13 protein-coding genes are annotated in these 12,812 nt (G+C 63.9%); 11 read left to right on the forward strand and 2 right to left on the reverse strand.

What is annotated here, in order from left to right:
• Positions 1 to 27: 27 nt before the first annotated feature.
• Positions 28 to 753, reverse strand: coding sequence for a hypothetical protein (locus tag A9976_RS20450; protein WP_183020527.1), 726 nt, complete (start codon positions 751 to 753; stop codon positions 28 to 30).
• 246 nt (positions 754 to 999) lie between these two features.
• On the opposite strand from A9976_RS20450, the gene A9976_RS20455 reads away from it, so the two are divergent.
• From A9976_RS20455 to A9976_RS20495, 9 genes are all read left to right on the forward strand, one after another.
• Complete coding sequence (locus tag A9976_RS20455; RefSeq protein WP_409049549.1) at positions 1,000 to 1,758, forward strand: hypothetical protein; 759 nt, start codon at positions 1,000 to 1,002, stop codon at positions 1,756 to 1,758.
• Complete coding sequence (locus A9976_RS20460; protein WP_259649256.1) at positions 1,751 to 3,010, forward strand: PBSX family phage terminase large subunit; 1,260 nt, start codon at positions 1,751 to 1,753, stop codon at positions 3,008 to 3,010. Before A9976_RS20455 ends, A9976_RS20460 begins: the two co-directional genes overlap by 8 nt.
• A 10-nt stretch (positions 3,011 to 3,020) precedes the next feature.
• The gene (locus A9976_RS20465) at positions 3,021 to 5,321 is read left to right on the forward strand and encodes a hypothetical protein (protein ID WP_183020529.1); all 2,301 of its coding nucleotides are present in this window, start codon (positions 3,021 to 3,023) and stop codon (positions 5,319 to 5,321) included.
• 231 nt (positions 5,322 to 5,552) lie between these two features.
• Positions 5,553 to 6,620 carry a hypothetical protein gene (locus A9976_RS20470; RefSeq protein WP_183020530.1) on the forward strand — a complete coding sequence of 356 codons (1,068 nt, stop codon included), beginning with the start codon at positions 5,553 to 5,555 and terminating at the stop codon, positions 6,618 to 6,620.
• Between the two features lie 12 nt (positions 6,621 to 6,632).
• Positions 6,633 to 7,925, forward strand: a complete 1,293-nt coding sequence (locus tag A9976_RS20475) for a DUF4043 family protein (protein ID WP_310889404.1) — start codon at positions 6,633 to 6,635, stop codon at positions 7,923 to 7,925.
• A gap of 59 nt (positions 7,926 to 7,984) precedes the next feature.
• Positions 7,985 to 8,464, forward strand: a complete 480-nt coding sequence (locus tag A9976_RS20480) for a hypothetical protein (protein ID WP_183020531.1) — start codon at positions 7,985 to 7,987, stop codon at positions 8,462 to 8,464.
• A gap of 67 nt (positions 8,465 to 8,531) precedes the next feature.
• Entirely contained in the window at positions 8,532 to 8,999 is a 468-nt protein-coding gene (locus A9976_RS20485; RefSeq protein ID WP_183020532.1) for a hypothetical protein, read from the forward strand.
• Positions 8,996 to 9,667 carry a hypothetical protein gene (locus A9976_RS20490; RefSeq protein WP_183020533.1) on the forward strand — a complete coding sequence of 224 codons (672 nt, stop codon included), beginning with the start codon at positions 8,996 to 8,998 and terminating at the stop codon, positions 9,665 to 9,667. The genes A9976_RS20485 and A9976_RS20490 overlap by 4 nt, the downstream gene beginning before the upstream one ends.
• 155 nt (positions 9,668 to 9,822) lie before the next feature.
• Positions 9,823 to 11,319: a hypothetical protein gene (locus A9976_RS20495; protein ID WP_183020534.1), complete on the forward strand. Its 1,497-nt coding sequence runs from the start codon at positions 9,823 to 9,825 to the stop codon at positions 11,317 to 11,319.
• A 3-nt stretch (positions 11,320 to 11,322) separates the two neighbouring features.
• Here A9976_RS20495 and A9976_RS20500 read toward each other — a convergent pair whose 3' ends face one another.
• On the reverse strand, positions 11,323 to 11,943 hold the full coding sequence (locus tag A9976_RS20500) for a hypothetical protein (protein WP_220808772.1): 621 nt from the start codon (positions 11,941 to 11,943) through the stop codon (positions 11,323 to 11,325).
• Positions 11,944 to 12,073: 130 nt separating this feature from the next.
• Here A9976_RS20500 and A9976_RS20505 point away from each other — a divergent pair, with 130 nt between their 5' ends.
• Positions 12,074 to 12,283 (forward strand): DNA-binding protein, encoded by a 210-nt coding sequence (locus tag A9976_RS20505; RefSeq protein WP_183020535.1) that lies wholly within the window; start codon positions 12,074 to 12,076, stop codon positions 12,281 to 12,283.
• 3 nt (positions 12,284 to 12,286) lie between these two features.
• Complete coding sequence (locus A9976_RS20510; protein ID WP_183020536.1) at positions 12,287 to 12,808, forward strand: Rha family transcriptional regulator; 522 nt, start codon at positions 12,287 to 12,289, stop codon at positions 12,806 to 12,808.
• The last annotated feature ends 4 nt before the right edge of the window (positions 12,809 to 12,812 follow it).

A 12,812-nucleotide genomic window follows, 5' to 3' on the forward strand; every position in this document is an offset into this window, starting at 1 on the left:
CGGACGCACTTCCGCGCGCGTTCTCTCTTACTTGGCGCTGCAGATGCACAGCTTTGCTGGTGCGCGGGCCGCTTTTGCTTGGAGTTGCGCAATTTTCCCAGCTATTGTCCACGTTGCCATTTTCCGCTGCTCGGATTCTATTTTGTCTAGATGAACCCAGTAGTCACGATGATGAGCTTTGTTGGGTGATTCTATGATGTCTTCTAGTATGGCCGCGAGGCACTGAAGCGCCGAAATTTTTCGGTAAAGCTCAACTACGTTCAAGGAATTCAATTCTGATGTCAGTTGTTCATTTACTGCATCATTGTTGCGATTTAAAGCAATACACCATTGCCCGTGCGCGAGTTTATTCCTCAATTGACTAGGATCAAGTATGAACTGATCAATTAGACGCGCAAGCCTCTGCCGAACGTTGGACCCGTGATTTCCTCTAGCCCCTTGAACACTTTTAACAGCAAGCTCGACGCATTTAACCCATCCTTGCTTAACACCGCTAGACCTCGCGACCTCTTTGACTTGATCAATCTCGCTGAGGGATAAACCTTTTGGGGTGTGCAAGATTTTAGAGAAAATTGCCTCAGCGAAAGCGCAATAGACAAGAGAAAGGATTTTTGTGTTTATTTCAACAGCAACTCTATTGTTGCCTAACAACAGCGCGTTTAATTGACGATTGACCTGCTTCCAAGTCCGCTCCAATTCTTGGACGTTCTTCGTTTGTGCGCGAAAAACTTCAATGCGCTGCTGCTCTTCCATGTGTTCCTCGGTAGATAAAAGGCACTAAAGAAATGCCCTTTATCTACCCGGAATCGAACCGGGATTTTCGCCTTTGGGGGCGACGTCTTGCCAAATTAGACTATAGATCCAACATCATTGTAACAAAAAATTGCTTGGTGTTGCAACCCCTTTTGAAAAGTTAACTCTTGAGTGGAGCCTTCGTTGAGGTTCGGTTGCCCCGTCTAGGGTTCGACACGCAAAGGGATGGCCGAAACACTCCCGGCCATGGTCCAACGTCCTGCCGGCAAGTCCGAGCCTCAAAAGAAACCTGCTCCCAAGAAGTCTGCAGCGGCCAAATCGGTCGCAGGCGGCGCCTTGCCTGCCAACCGCGTGGCGACCAGCGTCCCGGCCGACTGGGAGCGCATCGAGCTGGACTACCGAGCCGGCATTAAGACCCTCCGCCAGATCGGAGACGAGAACGGCATCACCCATGGTGCGATCAACAAGCGCGCCAAGCGTGATGGATGGGAGCGTGACCTGGGTGTGAAGATCCAGGCCAAGGCTGATGCCCTGGTATCCAGGGAGGCGGTATCCAGCCAGGTATCCATGGATACCAAGCTTCGCGAACGTGCCGTCATTGATGCCAATGCCCAGGCCGTCGCCGACATCCGCCTGGCCCATCGCCGCGACATTCATCGGGCACGGCGGGTCACCAACTCCCTGATGGACGAATTGGAGCTGATGGTCGGTGCCGAGAACGTCGCGCTGCTGGAGGCGCTGGGCGATCTGATGCGCCAGCCCGATGACAACGGCCAGGACAAGCTCAATGACCTGTACATGAAGGTCATCAGCCTGCCCGAGCGGGGCAAGTCCATGAAGACCTTGGCCGAGTCCCTGCGCATCCTGGTGGACATGGAGCGGCAGGCATTCGGCATGGATCCCAAGACGGGGCCTGGCCAAGGGCCCTGCGGCGATGGCGCTCCTCCTCGTGTCACTGTGGAGTTCGTGAAGCCGCCGGTTCGCCAGGAGGATGGCGATGAATGAGGCGCTCCTGCAGTTGCCCGAGAAGCTTCGGGACATCTGGCTGCCTCGCCGCTACAAGGTGATGCACGGCGGCCGGGGCGGCGCCAAGTCCTGGTCTGTGGCGTCGGTGTTGCTGGCTATGGCCGCTGATCGGCCGCTGCGTGTGCTGTGCGCGCGCGAGATCCAGAAGTCCATGCGGGACTCGGTGCATCGTCTGCTGAAGGACGCCATTGGCCGCATGGGCCTTGAGACCTTCTTCGAGGTGCTCGACACCGAGATCCGCGGCGCCAATGGCTCGCTGTTCCTGTTCACGGGTCTCCAGAGCCATACCGTGGCCTCGATCAAATCCTTTGAAGGGGTGGACCTGGTGTGGGTGGAGGAAGCCCACGGCGTCAGCAAGAAGTCCTGGGATGTGCTGATCCCGACCATCCGCAAGGAGGGCTCGGAGATCTGGATGACCCTCAACCCGGACATGGACACGGACGAGACCTATGTCCGGTTCATCGACAGGCCCAGCCCGGACACCTGGGTCTGCCAGATCAACTGGCGCGACAACCCCTGGTTTCCGGCGGTGCTCGATGAGGAGCGCCGCAAGTTCAAGGTCACGAATCCCGAAGACTACCCCAACATCTGGGAGGGGAAGCCACGGCGCGTCTCGGCGGGGTCTATCTACCGCCATGAGATCGAGGCCCTGTACGAGCAAAAGCGGATCTGCGCCGTGCCGTACGACCCGACTTTGCCGGTGCACACGATTTGGGACCTGGGCTGGAATGACGCCATGACCATTGGCTTTGTGCAGCGCGGGCCGCAGGACCTGCGTGTCATCGACTACATCGAGGACAGCCATCGGACCCTGGATTGGTATGTGGCCCAGATCGAGAAGCGCCCGTTCCGCTGGGGCACCGACTTCCTGCCGCATGACGGCCGCACCAAGAACTTTCAGACGGGCAAGAGCACCCAGCAGCAGCTTACGGCCATGGGCAGGCAAAGCGTGGTGGTGTTGAGCGCGATGAATGTGGAGGAGGGCATCAAAGGCGCGCGAATGATCTTCCCCCGCTGCTACTTCGATGAGATCAAGACCGCGCGGCTGATCGAGTGCCTGCGGCGGTATCGGCGGGACATCCACCAGAAGACGGACGAGCCCATGGGTCCCATGCATGACGAGTTCAGCCACGGCGCGGACATGTTCCGCTACATCGGCCAGGCAGTGGACCTGATGACGAATGCCGCCATCGGCGAATACCAAGAGGCGCCAGCCCCGGTCTATTACTGAGGACGACACCATGAGCACCGCCCAGAACTACGCAGAAATTGACCCGGTGGACACGCCCGACGGCGATGTGCCCCTCACCCTGGCCGAGTACCGGTCCATTCACGAAGAGATCGATGCCCAGCCCAGGGCCTGGCGCCGCACGGCCGACCGTGAGATGGACTATGCCGACGGCAACCAGCTGGAGACAGAACTGATCCGGCACATGAAGTCCCAGGGCATCCCGGTTGTACGCGAGAACCTGATCGCGGGCAGCCTGGAAGGCATCCGTGGCTACGAGAAGTCCACGCGCACGGACTGGCGCGTAACCCCGAATGGTCAGCCTGGCGGCCAGGATGTGGCCGATGCCATCAACTTCAAGCTGAATGAGGCCGAGCGCAACGCCAAGGCGGACGACGCCTGCAGCGATGCCTTCTATCCGCAGATTGGCGTGGGCATCGGGTGGGCTGAGGTCAGCCGATCCGATGATCCCTTTGGCTATCCATACCAGTGCCTGGCCATTCACCGCAATGAGATCCATTGGGACTGGTCTTCCATCAAGCCCGACCTCAGCGATGCGCGTTGGCTGCGGCGCCAGCGCTGGATGCATCCGTCACGCATAGCGCGCGTCTTCCCGGAGCACAAGGAGCTGGTTCGCCAGTTCGGGCGCGCGGGCGTCAACTGGTGGAACGGCTACGACACCATGGACGCGGGCGCGAGCACCGGCCTGTCGCGGGCTTGGGACGTGGCGCGTGAATGGACCACCATGGAGGACCGTTGGTACAACCCGGTCAGCAAGGAGGTGTGCATGACCGAGCTTTGGTATCGCCGCTGGTCTGACGTGGTGGTGCTCAAGAGCCCGGACGGGCGCGTGGTCGAGTTCGACGAGAACAACCCGGCCCATGTCTATGCGCTGGTCAACAAGGCCGCGAAGTCCATGCGCGCCACAGTGGCCAAGATCCGCCGCAGCTACTGGCTGGGCCCACACGTCCTGTTCGACGGGCCCACGCCTTATGCCCACCGCCACTTCCCATACGTGCCTTTCTGGGGATTCAGGGAAGACAGCACCAACGTGCCCTATGGCTACATCCGCAACCTGCTGGACATGCAGGACACGTTGAACAACGGGAACTCGCGGCTTCGCTGGGGCATGGGTGCGTTCCGGACTGAGCGCACCAAGGGCGCCGTGGACATGACCGATGACCAGTTCCGGCGCACCATTGGCCGCCCGGATGCCGACATCGTGCTGAACGCCGCGCACATGCAGCAAAACGGCGCGCGGTTCAAGGTCGAGCGGGACTTTCAGGCCACGGCGCAGCAGTTGGAGCAGTTGGAGAACGCCCGGCGCGCGATCGAGCGGGTGAACCCCGCTGCCGCTGGCGCATTCTCTGGGCGGCGCGGCACGGCCACCAGTGGGGTCCAGGAGCAGACCCAGGTGGAGCAGGCCAACCAGTCGCTGGCATACATGATCGGCAACTTCAAGACCAGCCGCACCATGGTGGGTGAGCTGCTGATGAGCATGATCGTTCAGGACCTGGGCCAGGATGAGCAGACCATCATCATCGAGGGCGATGCCATCACGGCAGACCGGGCTGTGACCATCAACAAGCCTGAGGAAGATCCGGTGACCGGCATCCCCTATCTGTCCAACGACCTGCAGCGCACTCGCCTTCTGGTGGGCCTGGAGGACGTGCCCAGCAGCAGCACATTCCGGGCGCAGCAACTGAGCACCATGAGCGAGGTGGTCAAGTCCATGCCGCCGCAGTTCCAGGCTGTCACCATGCCGATGCTGGCCAGCCTCATGGATGTGCCGTTCAAGCGGCAGCTGGTGGAGGCTCTGAAGGCCGCCGCCGCCCAAGAGTCTCCTGAGCAGGTCGAGCAGCGCATCCAGCAGGAGGTGCAGGCCGCTTTGGTCAAGGCTGGCCACGACCTCAAAGCGCGCGAGCTGGGCATGAAGGAGCGCCTCACCGATGCGCAGATCGAAAAGATGATGCGCGAGGCCGTGCAGGTCGGCGTGCAGACAGCCTTCAGCGCGATGCAGGGCGGGGCGCAGGTGGCAATGAACCCGTTGATCGCGCCCATTGCCGACGCCATCATGCAGGGCGCGGGCTACCGAAAGCCCAATCCCGGTGGCGACGATCCTGACTTCCCGGCGCCGGGCGCGGCGCCTGCGGGGCCAGCACCGCAGTCTGGCGGGCCGGGCGTGGCCGGCGGCATTGACCAGGTGCGCGAGAACACCAGCCCGGGATTCCCGCCGGTGCCCCAGGAGCCGGCGAGCGGTATGCAGGGGATCGAGACAGCCACGGATGGCGACAACCTGCCATCCGCCACCTGAGATCCTCCACTGCGCCCAGGCCGCCTTCGGGCGGCTTTTCTTTTCTACCCCCTCTAGGGTTGGTTTTTCTTCTCGCTCTTTTCGACACTGCATCCAAGCCGTGGCGCATGCCGTCGCGGCGATGACCGTGGCGCTTCGGCGCTGCGGATTTGAGAGCAGATGGCGCGGCGCCCAGGTGCCGCACCGGATTGCTGGCCCCTTGCGGCCACGGCGACATGTGGCGGACCAGTCATGACGACATCAAACGAGAGTTTCTACAGCAGCATCGACGGCGCACTGACGCCGGAGCAGGCCGCCCAGGCATTGGCCATGGCGGAATCGGGCGATACCGGCGCCAAGCCGGAACCTGGTGGCGCGCCCGCGACCACCCCTGTGACGGACAACAAGGGCGGCGCCGGTGCCGGCACCACAAGCGAACAGCAGGCTGCACCTGCTGCGGATGGCACCCATGGTGCGAATGCTGTTCCCGAGGGCCAGCAGACCGCGGATAACACCGTGGTCCTGACGCGGGACGGCAAGCACACCATTCCCTTTGATGAGGTGCTGAAGATCCGCAAGCAGCGCGACGAGGCAGTGGCCACCGCAGATAGCGCCCAGCAGCAGCTGGCCGTCCTGCAGGCTGAAGCCCAGGCGCGGGCGGACGCCGGCCAGGCACCGACCAAGACCGACAACCTGGCCGCCCAAGCGCAAGCGGCCATCGATGCGGGCGCGGACGCGGACCTGTTCGGCGACTTTTCCGAAGCCGGCCTGAGGGATGGGCTGCTCAAGCTTCACCAGCAGTCCCGTGAGCAGCTTCGAAATGAGCTGCGCGCGGAAATGCAGGAGGAGCTGAAGAAGGAATTGCAGCCGCTGCGCGAGCAGCAGTCCAAGTCCGCAGCGGACGCCCATTTGGACGCCATCTATACGGCGCACCCCAACGCGGATTCCATCGTCGAGAGCGCTGAGTTCAAGGCGTGGGTGGACTCGCAGCCCAGCGTGGTCCGCAATGCCTATTGGGGCCTGTTCGACGCGAAGACCGGCGGCACGGCCGCTGAAATCGTGGAGGTGTTCGACGCCTACAAGGCGGCGACCGAGAAACCCTCGTCTCAACCCGCTGCGGACCCCAAAGCCGCAGCAAAGGCCGCCACTGAAGCCGTGCGGGCCGATCCGCCCTCGAGTCTCTCCAGTATTCCTGGCGGACGCGTGGATGGTCTGTCGCCGGATGAGCGGATGGCTGAACTGAGTGGCGTGGATCTGCATTACGCGATGGAGGGCAAGACGCCCGAGCAGATCACCGCCTGGCTGAACAAACAGATGTAAAGGAGGTCCACCGTGTCCGACACCAAGACCAGCACTCCCTATGGTCACCCTGGGACCATGATTCAGCAGGCCGTGGGCGTGTTCCACACCTGCATGCAGCGCCGCACCACGCTCAACCGCCTGACCGGCAAGATGCCCACCGAGGCGGATGCCGTGGCCGGCACCAAGCGCCAGACCAAGCCCACGATGCCCATCGTGCGTGCCGAGGACCTGGGCAAGGGCAAGGGCGATGAGGTCGAGTTCCAACTCGACCAGCCCATTGGCAGCTACCCCATCATGGGCAGCGAGTTTGCCGAGGGCAAGGGCGTGGGCATGAGCTACGAGAACGCGCGGTTCCGCGTGAACCAGGCGCGATTTCCCATCGACATGGGCGACCAGATGTCGCGCATCCGTACGCCCTACGACCTGCGCAAGTTTGGCCGTCCCAAGGCCCAGCGCCTGATGGACGATTACATCGAGCACTCCACGCTGGTGCACCTGGCCGGCGCGCGCGGCTTCAATGACCACCTGATCGAGTGGCGTGTGCCTCTGGCATCGCACCCCAAGTTCTCCGAGATCATGGTGAACCGGGTGAAGGCGCCGACGCGCAATCGCCACCTGGTGGCCGGTGCGGGTGCCGTGGGCGAAGTCAAGGCCAACGCGGGCGAGCTGGTGATCGCCAGCTCGGACACGCTGAGCATGGATGTGGTGGATGCCGTGCGCTCGTGGATGGACCAGATCCCGCTGCCGCCCCCGCCCGTCGAGTTCGATGAGGACCTGGCCGCCACCGACAGCCCCATCCGCGTGCTCCTGGCATCGCCGGCTCAGTACAGCGGCTTTGCCACGGACCCGAACTTCCGCGCGTTCCAGGGCAACGCCATGGCGCGCGCACGGCTGGCCAAGGACCATCCTCTGTTCCTGGGTGAAGCAGGTCTGTGGAACGGCATTCTGATCATCAAGATGCCCAAGGCGATCCGCTTCTACGCTGGCGACGAGCTGCGCTATTGCGCAAGCTACACCAGCGAGCAGGAGTCGTCGGTGGTGGTGCCTGCATCGTTCACCGACAAGTACGCAGTGGACCGCGCCATCCTGCTGGGCGGCCAGGCGCTGGGGCAGGCCTTCGGCCGCTCCGACCACAGCGGCGTGCCCTTCTTCTGGAAGGAAGCCCCGGGCGACTTCGACGACAAGATGGAAATCGCCATCGGCGCCATCCTGGGCATGTCCAAGATCCGCTTTGCGGTCAGCCACGGTGACACCAAGCAGTTCACCGACCACGGTGTGACGGTGCTCGATACCGCCGTGCCCATCATCAAGCCTCGCGGCTGATGCCCCGGGGCTGGCTGCGGCCAGCCCCTCGTCACTTCCCCAACTTCAAGGAGGCCATCATGGCAACCATCAAGAAGGCCGGCCTGGGCATGCTGCAGTTCGGCGGCTTCACTCCCTACGGCAACCTCACCACCTTGCGTGCCACGCTGCAGACCAATGCTGCAGGCGCGGCCATCGGCGCTGATTCCAATGCCCCCATCGCTGCTGGCGATGTGGTGGTGCTGGAGAAGCTCCCCGCCGGCATGCTGCTGGAGGATGCCCAGGTCATCGTGTCCACTGCCATGACGGCGGCCGTCACGGGCTCGCTGGGCTTCACCTACATCGACGGCGTGGACCACACCGCCGTGCCCCAGGATCCAGAGTACTTCGGCGCTGGCCTGGTGCTGAACGCGACCGGCCGCCTGCGCACCACCAGTTCCAAAGCGCCCGTGAAGCTCCCCAAGGAAGCCTATCTGGTGCTCACGACCGCCGGCGCGGCCAACGCCAAGGCCGCGCGCCTGGATGTGATCGTCCACGGCGAGCGCATGGGCAACCAGTAAGCACCCGTGATGTGAAGGGCGGGGCCGCGGCCCTGCCGCTTTTCATCCAGCACCCGAGGACATCACCATGACCGTTGCACAGACACAGGCCGTCACATATACGGGCAATGACACGCCGTTCATTGACCGCATCTACCGCTCGCGCCTGACCTTCGACCCAGGCCAGACGCGCGCCGTCCCCCTTGCGCTGGCGGCCCGCTTCCTGCGCCATTCGGACATTTTCCGGGCGGCGGATGCTGAAGGCGTGACCACAGCCGCCGCAGTCCCCGAAGCTCCCGAAGCAGGGCAGGCGCCGGCTCAACTGCCCGACGACACCGCCGCGCTGCTGGAGGCGGCACAGAAGGCTGAAGAGGAGCGGCGCCTGCAGGAGGAAGCCCGGTTCAACGTGCTGCAGCAGATCGAGAAGATGGACAAGCAGGCCCTGCGCGACTGGACCAAGCAGACCTACAAGCTGGATCTGCCGGGCAACCTTGGCTTGGACAAGATGCGGGAGCGGGTTCGCGGCATGGTTGATCAGTACGGCAGCGCGCCATGACTCTTGAGGACCTGATCGCCCTGTTTCGATCCGACGCCAAGGATGTGGAAGAGCCGTATCTTTGGGGCGAGACCCAGGTCGTGGGCTGGTTCAATGAAGCCCAGTCGGAAGCTGCAGTGCGCGGCCGTCTGCTGCTGGACGACTCCACGCCCGCTGTCTGCGAGATTGCCGTCGCGGCCGACATGGCCAGCTACCAGTTGCACCCCAAGGTCTACGAGATCGCCCATCTGCGATTTGTCGGCGCATCGACCAGTGAAGGTCGCGAGTTGGCAGTGGTGTCCCGGGAATACCTGGATCGCAAGGATCCCTATTGGCGTGACCGCTGCTGTGATGAGCCTCGCTTCGCCATCCAGACCGAGACGCGGCTTCGCCTGGTGCCCACGCCGCGCGAGGCCGGGATGCTGCGGCTCGAGGCCTATCGGCTGCCCCTCAAGCAGCTGACCCATTGCTACGACAAGCCCGAGATCCATGAGGCCCACCACGCCTATCTCGTGCATTGGGCTCTGTACCGCGCGTTTGGGCAGCCCGATGCGGATGGCTTCGATCCAGGCAAGTCGCAGCGGTCGTACTCGGTATTTGAAAGCTACTTCGGCAGGCGCCCGGACTCGGACCTGCGCCGGGACACGCGGCAGGACCAGCCACACACCAACGTCATCCATCTGCCTTAGCAGGTGCTGAAAGGTTCGCAATGCGCGGATTCACTCCCAGGAAAGCCTCCGCAACGGAGCAACCGTCCGAATACACAGGGCCCCGCGGCTTTGCGCCCGGTCAGCGGGCTGCGTTGGCCCAGGCCCAGAACCAAGCCCCCGACTCCATCCCCGGCATGTTCAAGCCGGGCGAGTTCGTTCTACCACCCGATACCGTGCACGCCATGGGCGGGGCTGGCGCGCTGCAGGCCGCCGTCGATGCCACCCACACACCGGCACCTGAAGAGGCATTCGTGCCGCGCGGCTTCAAGCCCAAGGTGTTCTTCGCGAACGGCGGGCGGCCTGAAGACCAGATCCCGACGGACGGCTACCCCAAGGCTCCGGCTCCTGACGGCTCCCAGTCCAATCCCATGAACACAGAGCTGGGCCGCAATGTGTCGAACCTGGCCAATGCCGTGCCCGGCGCGCTGGGTGGTAGCGCCCGTGCCATCACGCGCACGGGCGGGGCGATCAGCGGTGCCATCAACTCGGGTTCGACCGCAGCGCGCGGCCTTGCCGTTGGCGCGGGCATCGGGGGTGGCGCAGCTGCAGCTTCAACGCCCTCCGCAGCTTCCGCAGGTGCAATCTCCACGCCTTCCACAGCTCCTGCAGGCAGTGCGCCAGCGCCGCAGGCCACGCCTTCCGCTGGAAGCACCATGGGCCCGCCCAGCTCGGCCGCCCCCCAGGAAGTGCAGCCCGGCGTCTTCCGCCAGGGCAACAGCTTCGCCGACAGCGCACAGAGCGCGGCGCTCGGCACCCAGCCGCGCGGCTTGCCCTCCCGGCAAAACGACCTGGCCGCTCAGAACCTGGCCGCGCAATCGACAGCGCGCGGCTTCACCCCGGGCCAGCGTACCGAGCCAGAACAGCCCCGCCTGGGCTTCCCTGGCTACCGCACGCCCACCCTCGCCCACTCCGGCAACGACTGGCAGGCCCGCAAAGACCTCCAGAACCTGGAGACCGGCGCGAGCAGCATCATGAACCGGCCCGAGTGGAGTTCGGCGGGCATGGCCCGCTTCCGTGGCGGTGGCGCTCAGTCCGGCCCGCCGCCGGCCGTGGCCGCCTACCAGGCCGCCCTTCAGACCGACTCGGCGCTGCGCCAGGCCCAGCCAGGTCTGGACGCCGAAACCATGCGCCAGAACGCGGGCCTCGCGCGCGAGGAGATCCAGCAGGCTGGCGGGCTCCAGCGCGAAGCCATGCAGCAGTCCGGGGAAACCGGGCGCACCGGCATGCGCGTGGGCATCGAGCAGCAGCGCCTGCAGGGCGAGGCAGAAGCGCGCGGCTTCAAGTCCCGGGCCCAGCTCCAGGAAGAACAGCTGCGCGATGCGCTCCTCGATCCCAATGCAACGCCTCAGCAGAAGCAGCAGGCTCAGCAGTCGATGCGCGCAATCCGGGGCGATGCCGATCCGTCGCCCTGGAAGGTCACGGTCACCCCCGCGATCAAGAATGCAGACGGGTCCACAACCCAGGGCAGCATCATCCGGCACAACGCCGTAACGGGCGAGGTGCAGCAGGTGGATGGTGGAGGGGCGCGCGCACAGCCTCCGGCCAAGGAAAGCTTGGTGGCCGGGCAGGTTTACACAACGCCATCGGGGCAGCTCCGATGGAATGGAAAAGCCTTCGAGAGGATGGGATAGCCTTTACTTGGCAGGGCCTGACGGAGGGAGGCCGTAGGCCTCCTCGTAAGTCATAGTTCTTGGTGATGGGAGGCTCTTGAACTCGCTCATCGTGCGGATCACCGTGTCGGTTGAGCCCTTGATGATCGCGTTCTCCCGGCCCTTGTCCTGCGTCACCCAGGCCCAGAAGTCCTTCCGGGCAAACAGCGCATCGGCATCCGGGTGCGCGGCGTAGATCTTCCTGTAGTGCGTCTCCAGCTTCAGCAGATCAGCATCAGTCTTGATGGCTGGGTGCTGCGCGCGGATCTCGGCAGACAGCGGATACCGCTCGCACATGTCCGTCGGGCCTGCGCTCGGCGTGTACAGGCAGCCGCACGCGCGCATGATCATCCCCGCCGCCGGCTGCCAGGACGTGTCGCGCGCCTTGTCCAGCGTGCATTGCTCGGGAGACTTCGGGCCCAGCAAACCACGGCCCGAGCCGCGGCGCACATCAAAGAGGCGATCAGGGTATTTCGAGCCGCAAAGGTTTAGCGCCGCAGCGTGTGCAGGACCGTTCTTCACCCCGGGCAGGTTGTCCAGCAAGCATGTGGCGTAGTCCGCCGCCAGGGCAGGCGTCCCGAGCGCGGCCAGCGCGGCGGCAACCATCAACCTCTTCACAGCTCCCATAACTCCTCCTGTTGGCGGGACTGTAGCAGGCGTCCCCCGTCTAGGGTTTGGCAAAGCGCGGCGTATGCAAAGAATGCCTTGTCATGTTCAACGAACCTGCGAGGTCAACATGACCGCCAAGCTTTCTCTAACCCCGCTGAATCAGGAGATGCGCAGCGCACTCCCAACAGCCGAGGCCGCGCGCCACCTGAACCGCAGCCCTGGCACCTTGAACTGGTGGTCCTGCACTGGCAAGGGCCCCATCAAGCCCCTGCGCGTGAATGGCCGGCTGGCCTGGCCTGTGCCCGAGATCAAGCGCCTCATGGGCGTGGAGGGCTGAGCGATGGATGCAATTCAAGACCTCACCGCCTTCATCTCCCGCGAACACGGCGGCCTGATTACCGACTCGCGCGCTGTGGCGCTGGCGTTTAACAAGCGGCACAAGAACGTGCTCCAGTCCATCGACAAGATGCGCAGCAGTACGCATCCGGAGATCGCGGAGCACGGACGGCTGAATTTTCAGCCGTCCTCGTACCTCAATGCGCAGGGCAAGGAGCAGCCCATGTACAAGATGACCGCCAAGGGCTTATCCGAGTTGGGCATGAGCTTCGCAGGAGACGAGTCACGCATCATCCGCATCCGGTTCATCAACGCCTTTGAGCAGGTGGCGGAGCGCCTCGCGCGCGCCGAGCGTTCGATTGCAGAGCGCCTCTTCGACTTGGAGCGCCGGGAACTACCGTCCCAGATCAAGGGCCAGGTTGGCTCCAAGCTCATGAACGAGCGCCGCAAAGAAAAGCCGGTGTTCGCCGAGGAGCGCGCGGTGTTAGAGGCTCTGGCGCAGCCTCGACTGCCGTGGATCCACTGAACCC

Origin of the sequence: Delftia sp. UME58 (assembly GCF_014170385.1) — a bacterium.
Lineage (GTDB): Bacteria > Pseudomonadota > Gammaproteobacteria > Burkholderiales > Burkholderiaceae_C > Comamonas > Comamonas acidovorans.